The organism is Arthrobacter sp. R1-13, from assembly GCF_054161475.1.
Window position 1 is genome coordinate 465,482 of record NZ_CP096420.1, and the last position, 17,032, is coordinate 482,513.

The window sequence follows — 17,032 nt, forward strand, 5'->3', positions numbered from 1 at the left end:
CAGAGTGTCCTAGCTGGAGTGGCCACTTCCTGCAATGTGCCTGGGAGGTCCGCTCGATTCGCGCGGCATCAGGGTCGGCATCGACTTCCGTATGATCGGTTCTTTGCCGGGGTTGACGATGAGGTCGATAGCAGTGGTGGCGATCTGATCGAGAGGCACGCGCACTGAGGACAGCGGCGTTGAGAGCCTGGCCGAGAGAGGGGTGTCGTTGTAGCCAACCAGTGCCAGGTCCTGCCCCACCGTGATCTGGAAACGATGGGCAGCTGCAATGACTCCCAAGGCTATGTTGTCGTTGGCCGCGAAAATTGCAGTAGGTCGTTTGTCGACTTTCTTACCCAGCAGAGATTCCGCGGCTGAGAACCCGTTCTCAATCCCGTAGCCGGCTGCCAGCATCCACTGCTCACGGGGATCAATCCCTGCCTCCCCCAAGGCCCTCCGGGCGCCTGCCAGGCGTGCGATCGCACTGGATGTGAATGAGGGGCCGGTGATCACAGCTATGTCGCGATGCCCGAGGTCGATCAGGTGCCGAACGGCCAGATATCCGCCGACTTCGTCGTCGCCCACTGCTGAGGGGCTGACTCCATCGGTTCGCAGGACGAGGGCGTGCGCTACGCCACGCTCCCGCAGGAGGCGTGGAAGCTGGTCATCTAGCCGGGCGGTGGCGAGGATCAGTCCATCCACGTTCCGATCCAAAAGGGTTTCCGCTGCACGTCGTTCGTCTTCGGAGTCATCGCCACTGGTCGCCACCATGGCGAAATAGCCGCGGTCCGATGCTGCCCGCTCTATTTCCTCGAACATTAGCGCCATGACGGTATCGCTCAGGCGCGGGACCAGTACTCCCAAAGTCCGTGTCTCGCCGCGGCGCAAACTCGATGCGAATGAGTTCCGCCGATAGCCGAGCTCCTCTGCGACTTTTCGAACATGCGCTGCGGCGGCGGAGCGCGAGGCCGTGCCGCGTTCGTCAAGAGCCCGGCTTGCAGTGGAAAGACTCACGCCGCTGGCCGCTGCAACGTCCCTAAGGGTGACGTTTGTGCTTGGGGCGGATGGTTCCATGCGCATTCTCCTGTTTAAGACGGTCCTAGGAGACACTCTATTTCCTCTTTTCAAAAATCAGCCCTTGACAGTGACGCGGACCACGTCGCAAAATGAAAACGTTCCTGAAAACGTTCCCGCAAACGTTCTCATCCGCGTTGCACCCCTAGGGCGGGACTACGAATGACAAGACAGAGGTAGTTCAAAATGACCATCGATCTTCGCGGGTTGGTTCCCGCTCCAGTAACCCCTTTCACCCGTGACGGAAGCGTCGACGTCGATGCAATCCACCGGGTCGGCGCTTGGCTCGCCAGCGTTGATGGCGTCAAGGGCCTCGTCGTCCTTGGGCACGCTGGTGAGGGAACCTTCCTGACCCAGGACGAGCAGGCGCTCGTGATCTCCGCTTTCCGGGATGCCGTGAACGGCAGCGTGCCGATCATCGCCGGCATCACAGGCGAGGGCAACAAAGTCGCTGCCCTCGAGGCGAAGCGGGCAGTCGATGCCGGCGCAGCTGCTGGCTTGGTATACCCCTCGCACGGGTGGCTGCGCTTCGGATATCAGCAGGGTGCACCGCAGACCCGCTACACGGAAATTTACGAAACTTCCGGCCTTCCGCTGATCCTGTTCCAGTACCCCGATGCCACGAAGGCCACTTACGACCTCGAGACCCAGCTGGAGATTGCGGGTCAGGAAGGCGTTTTTGCTACCAAGAACGGTGTCAGAAACATGAAGCGCTGGGACACCGAGATCCCGGTCCTGCGGGCAACCTACCCGGACCTGCAGATTCTCACCTGCCACGACGAGTATCTGCTGCACACCATGTTTGACGTTGACGGCGCGCTGGTCGGGTATGGCGGACTCGCCCCCGAACCGCTGGTGGAGCTGATCGCTGCCGGCAAGGCAAAGGACTACGCTGCGGCGCGGGCCATCCATGACCGCCTGCTTCCGGTGACAAAAAATGTCTACCACCGCGGATCCCACATGGAAGGCACAGTGGCCCTCAAGGAAGGACTTGTGGCCCGCGGTATTCTCGAGCACGCAACCGTCCGACCGCCGCTGCTTCCCCTGGCTCCAGGTGCCAGTGACGAAATCGGCCTGGCCCTTCGGTCGGCCAATCTGGGCAACGTCACCGTTTCCGCCTGATCTTGGTCCCAACACCCCCAACGCGAGAAGGCACTTCACGGCAGTGCTGACGCCCAGCATTGCCGTGAAGTGCCATCTCGGCGAAGAACTTTTCGGTCTCCACCATCGGTCAACGACGACCCCCAGCAATGCCGCTGGAGAAGGAGGACTCGCAATGAGCGAGCAGAATAAGACCATCCACCCCCTGGATAAAAGAGGTCAGATGGTCACCCACGAGGACAACGCCGCTCCGGCCGTACCAGCCAAACGCCGGACGTTCCTTGGTTACCTTGCGCTTATGGGTCCGGCCTTTGTGGTGGGAGCCTGGCAGTTCGGACCCGGCAACCTCACTACCGCCGTCCAGGCCGGCAGCCGGTTCGACTACACCCTTGTCTGGGTCATTGCAGTATCCACCGTCCTCATGATCTTCTTCACGGACATGAGCGTCCGGCTGGGCATTGTTACACCGACGTCCCTGATCACCTCCATCAAGGAACACCTCGGTAAGTGGGTGGGCGTCCTGGCAGGATTTGGCGTCTTCGGAATCACGCTGATGTTTTCAGTCGGGAACGCCGTGGGATCGGGCTTGGGTCTGTCCCTGATCTTCGGCGGTTCTCCGGTCATGTGGACGGTTGTCTGCACTGCCGCCGTCGCGTTCGTCCTTGCCTTCAGGAATGTCTACGGAATCATTGAAAAGGCCTTGCTGGTTATCGTTGCCCTTATGGCGGTGGCGTTCGCTGCCAGCGCTGTTGTCGCGCAGCCCGACTGGTACAGGTCAATGGAAGGAATGGTTCCGCAGTTGCCGGCTGGAAGTGAAATCCTTATCGTGGCGCTGGTAGGCACCAACTTCTCCATCAATGCTGCGTTCTATACCTCCTACGGTGTCAAGGAACATCGCCGCACCCGGGCCGACTACCGCGACATCACCCTCGTCGATACGATCCCCGGCATCGTAGCCCCCGGCATCATGACGGCACTGGTCATCATCGTTGCCGCCTCGGTTTTGGGCAAGACGGGGGCAGAAGCGGGAACCATCAACGCCCTCGCCTCAGTTTTTGCGCCCCTGGCTGGCCCTGTGGGTTCCATGCTCTTCGCACTTGGCCTCTCAGGTGCAGCATTTTCCTCGATGATCGCCAATGCCACCGCCGGCGGCACCATGCTCTCCGACGCCCTCGGCCGGGGTGCCAAGGCAGGATCAACGACGGCGCGCGTCGTCACCGGAATCATCCTGGCGTTCGGCCTGGTCATCACGCTGTTGTTCCAGTCCTCGCCAGTAGGCCTGATTGTTATTGCCCAGTCACTGACCGTACTCATTGCACCCATGCTGGGCTTACTGCTCTTCATCATGAGCAACAAGCCCGAGCTGATGGGCAGTCTTCGGAACCGCTGGTGGCACAATCTCCTCGGCGCTATCGGCCTTATCGCTATCCTGGCCTCGTCCGTGAGGCTCATCACCACTCTGCTCAGCTAATAAGCACAAAAAGCAAAGGCAATGCCCCTGCAAAGCGGGGGCATTGCCTTTGCTCCGAACCTTGTTGTCGAGGGGCAAGTGAGCGCAGTCCCTTATCCGGCAACGATACGGCCACGAATTTTCTGCCTGGGGGATCAATCAAAGCCAATGCGCGAATACTGAAAAAATGACGCTCATTTCAGGGGAACCCGCCGGCCTTCGAAACCCTCGAACCCTTCGATTGTGGGCCACCCTGGCCACCGGGATCCTGGTGGTGATTGCTGCCTCCGGCTGCGTTATGTCGTCGGGGGACGGACCGCCGCCCTGTATGCCTCCCGCTTACTCAGTGGATCCGTCAAGTGCCAGCCGGGGTGAGACCGTGAGGGTGACCGCATCTGACGCTGACTGCGATCCCCGTTACGGTGAAAATGCCCTTATTTGGGTGGTGGTCACCGACGCTGCCGGGGTGGAGATCATCGACGAAACTGCCGACATGAACGACGCCGGCGGGTTCACCTACAGCTTTGAGATCCCGCTTCACGCGGCACCCGGAGAAGGCTTCGTCACAGCCACCCCGTATGCCGTCGACTGGTGCGATGACACTGGCAGGAACAATCGTGCGGGTGGAGTGGTGCCAGCTTTCCAGCTGGTCTCGTGCGCCACGCCAATGAAGCCACTGACCATCACTCCGTAGAAGCCCGTACAGAAGCCCAGTACGTTTCCGGAACGTTCAGGAAAAAGGTGTTGACTTTTCGAGGCATCTTCGCTTGCTGTGAAAAGATTAGCCATGCCTCCGATGCAACATTCCAGCAAACTCCAGAACGTTAACTACGAACTCCGGGGACCCATCCTCCAAGCGGCAAGGGAGATGGAGGCAGAGGGGCACCGGATCCTCAAAATGAATCTCGGAGACACCGCGCCGTTTGGGCTCGAAGCTCCGGAGTCCGTTGTGCTGGATATGATTCACCATCTCCGCGGAGCGCAGGGTTACAGCGATTCCAAAGGCATATTTTCGGCCCGCACAGCCATTTCCCAGTACTACCAGACGCGGGGATTGATGCAGATTGGTGTCGAGGACATCTTCATCGGCAACGGTGTCAGTGAGCTGATCTCCATGACCCTGCAGGCGTTTTTGGAAAATGGCGACGAAATCCTGATCCCCGCCCCTGATTACCCGCTCTGGACGGCGGCGGTGACACTGGCAGGGGGCAAGCCGGTGCACTACGTGTGCGATGAGAATGAAAACTGGTGGCCGGATATGGCTGAGGTTGAATCAAAGATCACCAGCCGCACCAAAGGCATGGTAATCATCAACCCGAACAACCCCACCGGAGCCGTTTACCCGAGGTACATTCTGGAACAGTTTGCTGCACTGGCCCGCAAGCACGATCTGGTGCTGTTCTCCGACGAGATCTACGAGAAGGTCCGGTACGAGGATGCCCAGCACATCCACACCGCTTCCGTGGCGGAAGACATCTGTTGCCTGACGTTCAGCGGACTCTCGAAGGCCTACCGGATGCCGGGATACCGGGCAGGGTGGGTTGCGATCACGGGTCCCCGTGCAGCCACCCTGGCTTACCGTGAAGGGCTGGAGCTGTTGGCGTCGCTGCGCCTGTGCGCGAACGTCCCTGCCCAGCACGCAATACAGACCTGCCTGGGCGGGTATCAGAGCATTGAGGCGCTGATCCGGCCCGGAGGCAGGTTGCGCGAACAAAGGGACCTCGCCTTTGAACTCCTTACCGCCATTCCCGGCGTGACCTGCATCCCTGCTGCCGGCGCCATGTATCTCTTTCCCCGGCTGGACCCGGAGCTGTATCCCTTCGAAAGCGACGAGCAGTTTGTCCTTGACCTGCTGCGGGAGCAAAAGATCCTCGTCTCGCACGGGACAGCCTTCAACTGGCCACGGCCTGATCATTTCCGCTTTGTGATCCTTCCGTCCGTAGAAGACATCAGGGAAGCAGTACGAAGGATTGCTGCTTTCCTCGCCGCGCACAGGAGTGTCGCCATAGGCGTGTCCTAGCGGAGTAGTGTCTTGGCGCAGTAGGGGCCTCGGCCGGTGAGGCCGCCCCTACGACTGCCGCTCGTGCCGGCTGCCGTCAGCCGTACCCTCTGTCAGATGTTGCCGTCCCGGCTTTCGTTCCTGGTGATCTGTTCTCCCGTGTTCGGGTCGACGACGGACCGGGTCTCGCTGACCCTGCGGCTGCGCCCGGGGGACGCCAGGATGAGGGACGCGACCAGGCCGATGACTCCGACAGCCATGAGAATGTAACCGATCAGGGTCATGTCGACGTTGGGGATGAGGCCGGGGGTTACTGCCCAGGCCAGGATCGCACCGAGGGCGATCAGGAAGATGGAGGAACCGATTCTCATGACGTTCTCCTTTTGTCCGGGGACAAGTCCATGGAGGACTTGGCGACAACAATGCTAAGCATGCTGTCTTGTTGTCAGGCTACATCCGGCCACCTGTTGATTCAACGTCCGCCTCTCCGGCGCGTCGCGACGGCCGCGATGGCACTCCACGGAAAAAGCTAGGCTGATCCGATGGAGACAGTCGTATGGTCCAAGCCCGAACATGAACGCGCTGGGACACCGCTGCTGGTCATGATGCACGGCTACGGCACCGACGAATCCCGCATGGTCAACCTGTTTCCCCACCTGCCCCAGGATTTCACGTGCGCCGCGCTCCGGGCTCCCACGGACATCGGGGACCATTATGGCTGGTTCCTGCTGGACTACTTCCTCACCAATGATTTTGCCGATGTCATTGCCGTCACCAACAAGGTGGGGGACTGGATCAACACCGTCAAGGGACAGCACACCAGTGTCAGCCTGCTGGGATATTCGCAAGGGATGGCTATGGCCAGTACGCTGTTGCGGCTTCGACCCCAGGAGTACCGGGCCGTCGTCGGGCTCTCCGGGTTTGTCCTGGACAACGAACTCCTGTCGATGAGTGAATCCTTTGACTCTCCGCCGCCCTTCTTTTGGGGCAGGGATAAAGCAGACCTGGTCATCAATGAGGAAGCGATTGCGTTTACTGACGAGTGGCTGCACCGGAACACACAGCTGACGGCGCGCACCTACCCTGGTATGGGACACGGGATGTGCAAGGCGGAGATGGTGGACGTCAGCGCTTTCCTTCGCCACTATGTGCTGCGCTGATCGCTCGGCCGCACAGGTGGTTTCAGGAGTCCGTGTTCTTGAGCCAGGTCATGGCATCGCTCCTGGAGGTGAAGAACCGGGTGGGGCACGGAGGGGTGTAGATTCCAAGGAAAAAGTTCGCCAGCACACGATCCACCGGGCTGGAGCCCAGTAAGGCGATCCGGTTGGCTGCGCAGGGAATGGAGAACACGGCACGGGCATCGCGGCTCACCGATTCAGTGGTGGCCATGTCCACGAGCATGGGATATTCAGAGCCGCCACTGATCTCGTTAACCATTGCCATCGCGGCCTCAGAGTCTCTGCGGTCAATACTGACCTTGGATTTCCACACGAGATGAATCACCCCGTCGGAACCCAGCGCCACGGTGCCCTTGCCGCCGTCGATAACGATAGGTTCCATGCCGTTCCCTCCCAGTGAGCATCTGGCCCCATGGTAGTGCCTGCGCGCGCTTCGGCGCGGAGGCGCCTCGCCGGGGGCCGAACCGGCCGTAATAAGCCGCCTTGATGTGCCGTCTACCCTCCTATCATTGTCTTAGCGTTTAGGAACTAAAAAAACCACTTGCAAGCGGAATTGCAAGCGCTTACACTCGACTTCGGCCATGCGGCGAAGACGCCTCTGCCAAAGGCGCACCCCAATGCACCATGCCTCACGTCTGAAAGGACAAGTATCCGCATGCCTAAACTTCACAGCAGCGCCCAAAATGCCCAGGTCAGCAGTTGGACCACGGCCTCAGCCATCCTCTTTGATCTCGACGGCGTCCTGACGCCCACCGCCGTGGTCCACGAGCGTGCATGGCAGGAACTGTTCGACGGTTACCTCGAGTCGGTGCCCAGCGCCGCGGGATACCGCGAAAGCGACTACTTCGACCACATCGACGGAAAACCACGGTTCGACGGCGTCCGGGACTTCCTCGCTTCCCGGAGCATCGTGCTTCCCGAAGGGCCCGCCGACGACGACCCCGCCAACGAAACTGTGCAGGGTCTCGGCAACCGCAAGAACCTGGTCTTCAACGAAATCGTGGCTGCGGGAGTGGAGCCCTATGAAGGTTCGGTGCGTTTCATTGAAGCAGCGCTTGCGCGCGGACTTAAGCTCGCCGTCGTCTCCTCCTCCCGGAATGCTCCCGCCGTGCTGGAAGCAGCGGGGCTTTCGCACCACTTCCCTGTGGTGGTAGACGGCGTTGTGGCTGCCACGGAAGGGTTGCCGGGCAAGCCGGATCCTGCCACGTACGACTACGCTGCACGGCTGCTGGGGCTGCCGAGTGAGGAGTGTGTTGTGGTGGAGGATGCGGTCTCCGGTGTGAAGGCCGGCAACTCCGGAAAGTTCCATTCCGTCATCGGCGTAGACAGGGGTGCCGGGCGGCAGATTTTGCTGGCCGCCGGGGCTACCTTTGTGGTTAACGACCTTATCGAACTGGTGTAGGCCGCCGCAGTTTCCCCGGATTAATCACGGTATTCACGCCAAAGGACCCCCAACACCATGGCACTCATCAGCTCCGACCGCTCCCGGTTCCCCAACGACCCTTGGCGGCTCGTCGAAACTGCCCACGAACCCGGTAACGCCGGAACCCTGGAAACGCTCTTCTGCCTCGGCAACGGACATCTCGGCATCCGTGGCGGACATTGGGCCGCCGCCGACACCGAACTCCCCGGGAGCTTCATCAACGGGTTCCACGAGATCTGGGACATCAAGCATGCCGAAAATGCCTTCGGCTTCGCTCGTACAGGCCAGCGGATCCTCTACATTCCGGACGTCAACAACTTCACAGTGATCATTGACGGCGAGACCCTGAGCCTGGCCGAATCGGCCGTGCAGGACTACCAGCGGAGCGTGGACTTCGGGACCGGTGTCTACGAGTGTCGGGTCACTTGGCTGTGCCGCTCCGGTGCTGTAGTCACAACGGTTGAGCGCAGGGCCGTGGGTTTTGAGTCCCGCGGCTGCATGGCTATCACTTTGGAGCTTTACGCAGACCAATACATTTCCGCCGACGTAACGTCCTCCGTGATCAACCGCCAGGATCAGCCCGTTGAGGACCAGTCCGAGCATGATCCCCGGCGTGCCGGCCGGCACGCCGGGCGCGTGCTGCTTCCGGCGCAGCTTGAGGGCGGCGACGGATCTTTGCGGTTGTCATGGCAGGCTGCGGAATCGCGCCAACGGATTGGGCTCGCCGTGGATCACGTGACGTCTCCCGTGCTCCAGCCCTTCGATACTCCCGTGGGCCCGGACGAGAGCCATGCCCGCTACGTTCTGGCTGTGGGACCTGACCGGCCGTTCCGGTTGGAAAAGTCTGTCAGCTATGCCGTGGCACGAGCCGTGGATCCCTCACTTGGTGACGCTTCAGCCCAGGACCCTGTCGAGCTCGCGGAGGCGGCGCTCTTGCCGGTGGCGGATATTTTCGCCCAGAGCCAGACGCATTATGCCGATTACTGGGCCACAACGGACATTGTGGTGGGTGCGCAACCTGAACTTCAGCAAGCCATCCGCTGGAGCCTCTTCCAGCTGGCCCAGGCAACTGCTTGTGCCGACGTGGCCGGCATTCCCGCCAAAGGCGTAAGCGGTTCGGGCTACGAAGGGCACTATTTCTGGGACCAGGAGATTTACCTCCTGCCTTACCTGACATATACCAACCCCGATGGCGCCCGCCAAGTCCTGGAATTCCGTCACGAAATGCTTCCCGATGCCAAAGTCAGGGCCAAGGAACTCAGCGTGGACGGTGCCCTGTTCCCCTGGCGGACCATCAATGGATTGGAGGCCAGCGCCTACTACGCTGCAGGAACCGCCCAGTTCCACATTGCCGCCGCCATTGCGTTTGCCACCAACAGATACCTTTGGGCCAGCGGGGATGAGGACTTCAAAGCGGGCATGGGGGCCGAGCTGCTCATCGAAACGGCACGCATGTGGGTATCCCTTGGCTTCTTTGGGAAGGACGGGCAGTTCCACATCCACGGTGTCACCGGTCCGGACGAGTACACGGCAGTTGTCAATGACAACCTCTATACGAACGTTATGGCGCGCTTCAACCTGCGCGCTGCTGCAGCACTGGACCACGCGGGGATTGACGACGCCGAGCGGCAGCTTTGGGCGGCTGCTGCGGACCGCATGCAGCTGCCGTTCGATGAGCGGCTCCAGGTTTACTCCCAGGACAACGACTTCATGACCCTGGAGGGCTGGGACTGGAGCACTCCCCGTTCCAAGTACCCGCTGCTGCTGCACTTCCATCCCTTGGTGATCTACCGGCACCAGGTGCTGAAGCAGGCGGACACGGTCCTGGCAATGTTCCTGCAGTGGGCGGACTTCAGCGCTGAGGAAAAGCGGCGCGCGTTCGATTTCTACGACCCCATCACCACGGGAGACTCCACACTGTCCGCCTGTGTCCAGGGAATCATGGCCGCAGAAGTGGGCTATGGAAAAGCCGCGCTGGAGCACTTCACCAATGCCCTGTTCATCGATCTGGATGATACCCACGGCAACACGATCGACGGTGTGCACATCGCCTCCACCGGCGGGGTCTGGAGTTCACTCGTGTGCGGGTTTGCCGGGATGCGTGACCAGGGAGCCTTGCCGTTCTTCGATCCCCGCTTGCCCAGTGAATGGGAGCGGCTTTCGTTCCATCTGAAGCTCCAGGGGAGGCTTCTGTATGTGGACCTTAGCCACGAAGGAATCGTCCTTTCCGTTCGTGAGGGTTCACCTTTAGACGTCAGTGTCCGGGGCGAAGTCCACACAGTGGGAACCGACCCGGTGCACCTGGCACTTGAGCCGGTTGAAGTGCCCGAGCCTACGGTCTTCCCCAGCGGACTTCCGACGGCGAGCATCCCGATCGTACGGGCGCGCGCCTAGCATCCAGCTTGGGGCGGAACCATCTTCACCTCGGAAGGCTTCTATTCGAGGAGGCTAGCGTCCCGAGCGTCCTGATGGGTCACAACTGCCCGCCTCCTGTCGAGGGGGTGGGCAAGTTCGTCTTCCGGCATCTTGGCCGCGATCAGCGCAACGACGGACATGACGGGGCAGACGGTTCCGGCCACCAGGAAGATCACCCAGATGGGCACCACTTCTGCTGCCGGGCCGGCGAGGGCCATGGACACGGGCATCAGGGCCAGCGATACGAAGAAGTCCAGGCTCGAGATCCTGCCGAGCAGGTGTGGTGGTACCCGCCGCTGCAGCAGGGTTCCCCAGATGACCATCCCCACGCCACCGGTCGCGCCGAACACGAACAGGACAGTTGCCACCGCCCAGAAGCTGTCCATGAACCCGACGGCGGCCAGCGGCAGTGCCCCGGCTCCCCAGGCGACCATCATCAGAGTGAGGTAGCGCCTGGGCAGTGGAAATGATGCTGTGGCCAGGGAGGCCACTGCGCCTCCTACCCCCATGATGGCCAGCAGGAAACCGAACATTTTTGAGTCCCCGCCGAGTTGGTCCTCCACCACGAACGGCAGCAGCACTTCGATGGGCCCGATCAGGAAAAGTACCGAAATACATGCCCACAGGAGGGTCCACAACAGCCAGGGTGTGCGGACTGTGTATCTCACGCCCTCGCGGAGGTCATGGAAGACCGACGTCTTGGCTCGCTCCGGGGTGGGCTGGCCGTCATGGCCGGGCGCTTCCAGTGCATGCTGCCCCAGGAAATTCAGAACGATAAATGCAGTCACGTGGCAGAGGGCAACTCCGGCGACGGCATGTGATGGAGAAAGTTCGGCAACGATAATTCCTGCCAGCGCCGGGCCTGCCGCCTGTTGCAGGATGGGCCGCATGGTGCCCTCCATGCCGTTAGCGGCCAAGAGATCTTCCGGCGGCAGGATCCTTGGCAGGATGGCCGAGTAGGCAGGAAAGAAGAAGGCCGCACCCACGCCCAACACAAACGCACCCGCCGCGAGATGCCACAGTTGCAGCCAGCCCATAAAGGACAAACCGGTGACCGCCGCTATGACGGCGAGATTGGTGCCCTCCACCGCAATGATGAGCAGCCGCTGTGGAAGACGATCCGCTGCAATGCCTCCGGCCAGGACGAATGCGACCAAACCAACTCCGGCGGCTGCAGCCACTAAGGAAAGCTCCAACGGCCCGCCACCGAGATGGATCACCTGGTACACCATGGCTACGGCCCACATTCCCGAGCCGAAGATCGAAACAGCCAGGGCTGCAATCAGTACGCGGTACTCCCGATGCGCAAACGGACGCAGGGCTCGAGGGGCAGGCATAGGGCAATTCTAGGCTGCTGCACCCCCTCGGGTTCCAGCAATTCGCGTTAGGCTCCCGGTATGGGGACACTTGGCACGGGGAAAAGCACCACTGGATCGTCCGTACCGGGACCGTTCCCGCAGGGGCCTCCTCGGCCGGGATCGTCACGGCGGGCCATGGCCTTTGTTGGGGCAAACCCTGGGCTCGCGTTACATCCCGTGGACGGCAACGGCGTGCATATCCCCGGAGAGCCGGCAACCTGTTTTGCCTCGTTTTGGATGGCTGACTGGTCGCGCTGGGGTGCTGGACAGGCCCTGCTGATCGCTACCACGCAAGGTTGGCGGAGCTATGGACCCAACGAATTCTTTGCAGCATCCATGGCCTCTGAATTCACCCGCTTCTTCCCGGAAGCCGCCAGATTTCCGCTTACTGAACTGACTCACACGCAGGACGAGTTCGACGTCGAACTTGACCTTGAACGCGGCTTCCGGGCGATCGGCGGCAGGTCCGAACTTGAAATCAGCGGCGTCCTTGACCGCCGGCAATTTGCAGCCCCCGACTTTCCGCTTGGCGGCGGAAGCGGGACGCTCAATAACGTATACCTGCCCTGCAGCTCCGGCCGGTTGAGCGAGTTGGGAATCCGGTGGCCCGGCGCCCCAGTCACGTATTCGGGACCGCGGGGACCGTCGTCGTCGGCCTACATGGCAGTGGCGGAATCATGGATGACCTAGTCCGCTGCTGGCGAGGACATTGCCGCGAGGAACATCCATGGTGGCCTAGGGTGGTGGTGGATGAAAGTTTTCCGCTCTGCGGGGTATATGACAACTGACAAGTGTTCCCGATCCCACATGAGGTGATGATGGCCATGCGACAAAACCCGGCAATGAAGATTGCGCAGAAGACAGCACGGAACGCGGTTTTCGATGCCAGCGGGAAGCCCAAACCCGGAGTCCACAGCATGCTTTTGCGTGCAGTTGAGGTCCAGCGGCCCCTTGTCCTGGCCAACATCCGGCGTCTCCAGCGGAAGTATCCGACCGCCACCGCAGCACAGCTGGCGGACAAACTTGAGCGTGACTACATTGCTGCCGTTACAGGGGGCGGCGCCTTGGTGGGCGGCTCTGCAGTGGTTCCAGGAGTTGGAACGGTGGCTGCATTGGGGCTATCGGCCCTGGCAACCGTTGGATTCCTGGAGGCAACGGCACTGTACGCAACCTCCCTCGCCGAACTCCATGGTGTACGGATGGTGGACCCGCAGAAGGCAAGCACCTTGGTTATGGCCATCATGCTGGGGGAGGAGGGCACGTCCTTGCTCGGCTCACTCGGCGGCCAGGCGACAGGAAAAGGCAGGGGGCCAACACAGGCTTGGGGTTCCGCTTTTGCCCGCGCCACCCCGTTTTCCGGCGGAACGGTGCGTGAGCGCATCCAGAAGGCCTTCCTCCACAACCTGTTGAAACGCCAAGGCACAGCCTTGTTGGGACGAGCCCTGCCGTTCGGTGTGGGCGCTGTAGTTGGCGGAGTGGGCAACCGCATGATGGGACGAGCCGTTGTAGCCAATGCGAAAAAGGCGTTTGGTCCTATGCCGGATACAATTCCGGGGGAGCTGAGGGCCGGCCCAACAGGTGGAGCAGCAACCGGAGACTTCACATCGGGAAACCCGGAACGGGGAAACATGATTCAGGGGAACCCTGTTCAGGAAGGCGAAACTCTTGGATCTTAACGCCGATTTAGGGCAATCATTTGGCCCATGGGCAGCCGGGAATGACACCGCGCTTATCCCTCTGCTGACCAGCGCCAACGTCGCCTGCGGGCTGCACGCCGGAGACCCCGTGACCATGCTGGACACATGCCGCGCCGCAGTCGAACTGGATGTCACCGTCGGTGCGCATCTGGGCTACCGCGACCTGCAAGGCTACGGACGTCGTTTCCTGGACGTGTCCTTTGATGAGCTTTTTGGTGATGTGCTTTACCAGCTTGGCGCCCTGGACGGAGTGGCCCATGCTGTCGGTGCGTCAGTGGACTACGTCAAGCTCCACGGCGCCCTCTTTGCCCGCACCCTGCACGACGCCGAGCAGGCCTCCGCTGTAATCGCTGCGATCCAAGCCTATGATCCCGGGCTTCCTGTGCTGGGCGTGCCGGACTCTGCCCTGCTGACGTTGGCCGCAGAAGGGGGTCAGCCCGTATTCCACGAGGCGTATATCGACCGGGTGTACCTTCCCGACGGCCGGCCCATGAGGCGGGACGAGGATGGAGCAGTACTCGTCGATGAGGAACAGATTGTAGAGCGGGCGGTCCGCCTTGCGCTGAAAGGCGAGGTGGAGGCAGCTGATGGAAGCTTGCTGCGCCTTCGTGCCGATTCGCTTTATCTCTCGGCGGACGTTCGGAACTCAACGAGGACAGCTTCCGCTGTGCGGGAGGCCTTGCTTCAAGTCGGCGTGGAGCTTGACGCCTTCGCCTGAACGTCCAGGTCCCGGGCAGCGGCTTGACGTTTCCTGAGGACCTTCCCTGCTCCTGCCAGCAGCGTGAGAGCCACAAGCCGACGTCGGGCTGTCCGGCTGCGACCATGCCACCCACCTTCCACTCTGGCTGTTCGCTTCACCGCTGACGGGCGGTAAAGGTTTCCCGACGAGGCGCCAGCAGCGTGTCTGCGGGACAGTTGTGTTCTGTCCACCTGCCTTGCCATCACGGCTTCCATCGTCCCCGGCGTCAGCTTGAACTGGAGCAGCATGAAGCGCCCGATTGTACCCACCACAGCCTCCCGGCGGGGTTTCCGTGCCAACTTTACAACGGTACGGGCCACCCTTTGCGGAGTGTGGACGGGTGGCAATGCCTTCACTCTGTGGCCCGTGTAATTTGCGGCCTGCTGGAAAATAGGGGTGTCGATCGCTGCGGGCAGGACGGTACAAACATGGACGTCGGGAAGTCTGTCCAGGATGAGTTCGGCACGCAGGCTAACGCCCAGGGCCCGGACGGCTGCCTTGGAGATGGAGTACGCCGCTGCGTAGGGCTGTGCGATGGCAGCGACGACCGAAGAGACGTTGATGAGGACTCCGGATCCCTGCATCCGGAAGTGAGGGAGCGCCGCCCGGGCCCCATGCACGTAGCCCATAACGTTCACTTCCAGCACTCGTTCGAAATCCCGGAGGGGGACGTCCTGGAAGCGTCCGAACGCAGCCACGGCGGCATTGTTGACCCAGACGTCGATCCGTCCGAACGCCTCTATGGCGCGGGCAGCCAACTTGTCCATGGCCGCAGCATCGGAGACGTCGGTTGGCACAGCCACTGCCTTGGCGCCAAGCTTCCGGCACTCTCCGGCCACAGAATCAAGCGCCTCCGAACGCCGTGCAGCGAGGACCAGGCGGGCCTTCTTCCGGGCAAAGGCGAGGGCTGTGGCGCGGCCAATTCCGCTGGATGCGCCTGTGATGACAACAACAGAATCTCTTGTCCGCATCTTGGTCTCCCAAGTTCATCAGAGCTCAAGCATTTGGCTAAAACTAAGCAAGCTTAGTTTCTAGATGCTACCCAGAAATGCCGCCGGGAACAACGACGTCGTACACCAGGTCCTGTCCCAGAACCCGGACCCCCTCGGTGGGTTGGTGCGGCACGCGTTTTCCGGAAGGCATGAGGTGGTTAACCCCGACGCCGTCGAGCAGGACGCAATGATCGGCGATCAGTCGCCGGTGGCACCTCCACCACAGGGTCTCGCTTTTGGGAAGCAGTTCCGTGCCCCACCGTGAACAGGAGCTCAGGCAAAGCATCAGCCGAAGATCAGGTGGGCCACAGTGAAGATCCCGCAGCCGGCCAACGCGCCCACCACTGTGCCGTTGATCCGGATGAACTGCAGGTCCTTGCCCACCTGCAGTTCGATCTTGCGTGAAGTCTCTTCCGCATCCCAGCGGGCTACGGTGTCTGTGATGACCGCGGCAATATCCGAGCGGTAAGTCTTCACAAGGTAGCCGGCAGCGTCACCGATCCACGCGTTCACCTTGCCCGCCAGCTCGTCGTCGTCCACCAGGCGGGAACCGAAGTCCCGAACGGCGGCCTTGAACTTGATGGTCAGTTCGCTGCGGGGATCGTCGACGGCGTCGAGCAGCGCCCGCTTCACCGTGCCCCACGTGCGGGAAGCAAGCTCGCGGACTTCGGGATCGCCGAGCACCTGGGCCTTGATCCCTTCTGCCCGGGCGATCATCACGGGATCATGCTGGAGGTCCTGCGCAAGGTCGTTGAGATAGGTATCGATCGACTTCCTTACCTGGTGCTGCTGATCCGTTTGCACTGCCCGGACGAACTTCAACACCTCCACATACACCTTGTCGCCCACCAGCCCGTCCACGAACTGCGGCACCCATTGCGGGGAGCGCTGTGAGACCAGCCTGGTCACCGTCTCATGGTTCTGCGCTACCCAATCCACGGTCCTGTCCACCAGAAGGTCCACGAGGGTATGGTGGTGGCCGTCGGCGAAAATCCGCTCGGCGAGCCGTCCTACGGGCGGTCCCCACGGCGGCGCCAGCAGGTGCTTCCGGACCATGCCTTCAATTACTGCCTGGACGTCGTCGTCATTCAGAACCTTGAACGCCCCGCGGATGACGGCGGCACCCTCCTTCGCGACTCGTTCGGCACCGCCCGGGCCAGCCAACCAGGAGCCCGCCTTCCTCGCGACATCCACGCTGGCAAGCTTCTCCTGCACCACCTGCTCGGACAGGAAGTTGGTCTCGACGAACTCACCGAGCGAGGCGCCGATCTGGTCCTTCCTCCGGGGAATGATAGCCGTGTGCGGGATCCTGATACCCATGGGGTACTTGAACAGGGCAGTTACCGCGAACCAGTCAGCAAGCGCACCCACCATTCCGCCCTCAGCAGCCGCGCGAACATACTGCAGCCACGGATATTCCTCCTGCAGGGCGAACGCAAAGACGAAGATAACGGCCATGGCAATGAGCATCGCCAATGCGAGCAGTTTCATCCTGCGGAGGGCAGCAGCCTTGATGGCGTCACCGGTTGCCGCCTCGGTTTCGGTGTTGGATACGCGTCCGGGAGCGGTCGGAACGGTGGTTGCCTCAGTATTCACCTGCATGTGCCCAGCCTAGCGCCGCATCTTT

17 protein-coding genes are annotated in these 17,032 nt (G+C 61.5%); 11 read left to right on the forward strand and 6 right to left on the reverse strand.

Annotation, left to right across the window (positions count from 1 at the left end; all coding sequences use genetic code 11):
- Positions 1–9 precede the first annotated feature (9 nt).
- Positions 10–1,053, reverse strand: coding sequence for a LacI family DNA-binding transcriptional regulator (locus M1D88_RS02275; protein ID WP_458113003.1), 1,044 nt, complete (start codon positions 1,051–1,053; stop codon positions 10–12).
- Positions 1,054–1,239: 186 nt separating this feature from the next.
- Between M1D88_RS02275 and M1D88_RS02280 the strand changes: the two genes are divergently transcribed.
- From M1D88_RS02280 to M1D88_RS02295, 4 genes are all read left to right on the forward strand, one after another.
- Positions 1,240–2,175: a dihydrodipicolinate synthase family protein gene (locus tag M1D88_RS02280; protein ID WP_458113004.1), complete on the forward strand. Its 936-nt coding sequence runs from the start codon at positions 1,240–1,242 to the stop codon at positions 2,173–2,175.
- A 154-nt stretch (positions 2,176–2,329) separates the two neighbouring features.
- Positions 2,330–3,625, forward strand: coding sequence for an Nramp family divalent metal transporter (locus M1D88_RS02285; RefSeq protein ID WP_458113005.1), 1,296 nt, complete (start codon positions 2,330–2,332; stop codon positions 3,623–3,625).
- 166 nt (positions 3,626–3,791) lie between these two features.
- Complete coding sequence (locus tag M1D88_RS02290; RefSeq protein WP_458113006.1) at positions 3,792–4,298, forward strand: hypothetical protein; 507 nt, start codon at positions 3,792–3,794, stop codon at positions 4,296–4,298.
- Positions 4,299–4,391: 93 nt separating this feature from the next.
- Positions 4,392–5,624, forward strand: a complete 1,233-nt coding sequence (locus M1D88_RS02295) for a pyridoxal phosphate-dependent aminotransferase (protein WP_458113007.1) — start codon at positions 4,392–4,394, stop codon at positions 5,622–5,624.
- Between the two features lie 92 nt (positions 5,625–5,716).
- Here the strand turns inward: M1D88_RS02295 and M1D88_RS02300 are convergent, their stop codons facing one another.
- Positions 5,717–5,974, reverse strand: a complete 258-nt coding sequence (locus M1D88_RS02300; RefSeq protein WP_458113008.1) for a DUF6458 family protein — start codon at positions 5,972–5,974, stop codon at positions 5,717–5,719.
- A gap of 171 nt (positions 5,975–6,145) precedes the next feature.
- Between M1D88_RS02300 and M1D88_RS02305 the strand changes: the two genes are divergently transcribed.
- Positions 6,146–6,763: an alpha/beta hydrolase gene (locus tag M1D88_RS02305; protein WP_458113009.1), complete on the forward strand. Its 618-nt coding sequence runs from the start codon at positions 6,146–6,148 to the stop codon at positions 6,761–6,763.
- Positions 6,764–6,785: 22 nt separating this feature from the next.
- Here the strand turns inward: M1D88_RS02305 and M1D88_RS02310 are convergent, their stop codons facing one another.
- Positions 6,786–7,163 (reverse strand): DUF7793 family protein, encoded by a 378-nt coding sequence (locus tag M1D88_RS02310; protein ID WP_458113010.1) that lies wholly within the window; start codon positions 7,161–7,163, stop codon positions 6,786–6,788.
- A gap of 273 nt (positions 7,164–7,436) precedes the next feature.
- On the opposite strand from M1D88_RS02310, the gene M1D88_RS02315 reads away from it, so the two are divergent.
- Together M1D88_RS02315 and M1D88_RS02320 are read left to right on the forward strand one after the other, a co-directional pair.
- Positions 7,437–8,183, forward strand: coding sequence for an HAD family hydrolase (locus M1D88_RS02315; RefSeq protein WP_458113011.1), 747 nt, complete (start codon positions 7,437–7,439; stop codon positions 8,181–8,183).
- Between the two features lie 57 nt (positions 8,184–8,240).
- Positions 8,241–10,598 carry a glycoside hydrolase family 65 protein gene (locus M1D88_RS02320; protein ID WP_458113012.1) on the forward strand — a complete coding sequence of 786 codons (2,358 nt, stop codon included), beginning with the start codon at positions 8,241–8,243 and terminating at the stop codon, positions 10,596–10,598.
- Between the two features lie 41 nt (positions 10,599–10,639).
- Here the strand turns inward: M1D88_RS02320 and M1D88_RS02325 are convergent, their stop codons facing one another.
- A complete protein-coding gene (locus tag M1D88_RS02325; RefSeq protein ID WP_458113013.1) occupies positions 10,640–11,956 on the reverse strand; it encodes an MFS transporter in 1,317 nt (438 codons plus the stop codon).
- A 156-nt stretch (positions 11,957–12,112) separates the two neighbouring features.
- On the opposite strand from M1D88_RS02325, the gene M1D88_RS02330 reads away from it, so the two are divergent.
- The 3 genes from M1D88_RS02330 (at position 12,113) to M1D88_RS02340 (ending at position 14,392) form a co-directional block, all read left to right on the forward strand.
- Positions 12,113–12,667 carry a hypothetical protein gene (locus M1D88_RS02330; RefSeq protein WP_458113014.1) on the forward strand — a complete coding sequence of 185 codons (555 nt, stop codon included), beginning with the start codon at positions 12,113–12,115 and terminating at the stop codon, positions 12,665–12,667.
- Positions 12,668–12,795: 128 nt separating this feature from the next.
- Positions 12,796–13,653: a hypothetical protein gene (locus tag M1D88_RS02335; RefSeq protein ID WP_458114609.1), complete on the forward strand. Its 858-nt coding sequence runs from the start codon at positions 12,796–12,798 to the stop codon at positions 13,651–13,653.
- The gene (locus M1D88_RS02340; RefSeq protein WP_458113015.1) at positions 13,643–14,392 is read left to right on the forward strand and encodes a LamB/YcsF family protein; all 750 of its coding nucleotides are present in this window, start codon (positions 13,643–13,645) and stop codon (positions 14,390–14,392) included. Before M1D88_RS02335 ends, M1D88_RS02340 begins: the two co-directional genes overlap by 11 nt.
- Here M1D88_RS02340 and M1D88_RS02345 read toward each other — a convergent pair.
- Positions 14,359–15,384, reverse strand: a complete 1,026-nt coding sequence (locus M1D88_RS02345; protein WP_458113016.1) for an SDR family oxidoreductase — start codon at positions 15,382–15,384, stop codon at positions 14,359–14,361. The two genes, M1D88_RS02340 and M1D88_RS02345, sit on opposite strands and share 34 nt — an antisense overlap.
- A gap of 64 nt (positions 15,385–15,448) precedes the next feature.
- Between M1D88_RS02345 and M1D88_RS02350 the strand changes: the two genes are divergently transcribed.
- Entirely contained in the window at positions 15,449–15,670 is a 222-nt protein-coding gene (locus M1D88_RS02350; protein ID WP_458113017.1) for a hypothetical protein, read from the forward strand.
- A gap of 20 nt (positions 15,671–15,690) precedes the next feature.
- Here M1D88_RS02350 and M1D88_RS02355 read toward each other — a convergent pair whose 3' ends face one another.
- Positions 15,691–17,007 carry a DUF445 domain-containing protein gene (locus M1D88_RS02355; protein WP_458113018.1) on the reverse strand — a complete coding sequence of 439 codons (1,317 nt, stop codon included), beginning with the start codon at positions 17,005–17,007 and terminating at the stop codon, positions 15,691–15,693.
- Between the last annotated feature and the right edge of the window lie 25 nt (positions 17,008–17,032).

Excerpts from the sequence above, each read along its gene's own strand:
- M1D88_RS02275 (WP_458113003.1), bottom strand. The coding sequence starts at position 1,053 with ATGGAACCATCCGCCCCAAGCACAAACGTCACCCTTAGGGACGTTGCA.
- M1D88_RS02280 (WP_458113004.1), top strand. The coding sequence starts at position 1,240 with ATGACCATCGATCTTCGCGGGTTGGTTCCCGCTCCAGTAACCCCTTTC.
- M1D88_RS02285 (WP_458113005.1), top strand. The coding sequence starts at position 2,330 with ATGAGCGAGCAGAATAAGACCATCCACCCCCTGGATAAAAGAGGTCAG.
- M1D88_RS02290 (WP_458113006.1), top strand. The coding sequence starts at position 3,792 with ATGACGCTCATTTCAGGGGAACCCGCCGGCCTTCGAAACCCTCGAACC.
- M1D88_RS02295 (WP_458113007.1), top strand. The coding sequence starts at position 4,392 with ATGCCTCCGATGCAACATTCCAGCAAACTCCAGAACGTTAACTACGAA.
- M1D88_RS02300 (WP_458113008.1), bottom strand. The coding sequence starts at position 5,974 with ATGAGAATCGGTTCCTCCATCTTCCTGATCGCCCTCGGTGCGATCCTG.
- M1D88_RS02305 (WP_458113009.1), top strand. The coding sequence starts at position 6,146 with ATGGAGACAGTCGTATGGTCCAAGCCCGAACATGAACGCGCTGGGACA.
- M1D88_RS02310 (WP_458113010.1), bottom strand. The coding sequence starts at position 7,163 with ATGGAACCTATCGTTATCGACGGCGGCAAGGGCACCGTGGCGCTGGGT.
- M1D88_RS02315 (WP_458113011.1), top strand. The coding sequence starts at position 7,437 with ATGCCTAAACTTCACAGCAGCGCCCAAAATGCCCAGGTCAGCAGTTGG.
- M1D88_RS02320 (WP_458113012.1), top strand. The coding sequence starts at position 8,241 with ATGGCACTCATCAGCTCCGACCGCTCCCGGTTCCCCAACGACCCTTGG.
- M1D88_RS02325 (WP_458113013.1), bottom strand. The coding sequence starts at position 11,956 with ATGCCTGCCCCTCGAGCCCTGCGTCCGTTTGCGCATCGGGAGTACCGC.
- M1D88_RS02330 (WP_458113014.1), top strand. The coding sequence starts at position 12,113 with ATGGCCTTTGTTGGGGCAAACCCTGGGCTCGCGTTACATCCCGTGGAC.
- M1D88_RS02335 (WP_458114609.1), top strand. The coding sequence starts at position 12,796 with ATGGCCATGCGACAAAACCCGGCAATGAAGATTGCGCAGAAGACAGCA.
- M1D88_RS02345 (WP_458113016.1), bottom strand. The coding sequence starts at position 15,384 with ATGCGGACAAGAGATTCTGTTGTTGTCATCACAGGCGCATCCAGCGGA.
- M1D88_RS02350 (WP_458113017.1), top strand. The coding sequence starts at position 15,449 with ATGCTACCCAGAAATGCCGCCGGGAACAACGACGTCGTACACCAGGTC.
- M1D88_RS02355 (WP_458113018.1), bottom strand. The coding sequence starts at position 17,007 with ATGCAGGTGAATACTGAGGCAACCACCGTTCCGACCGCTCCCGGACGC.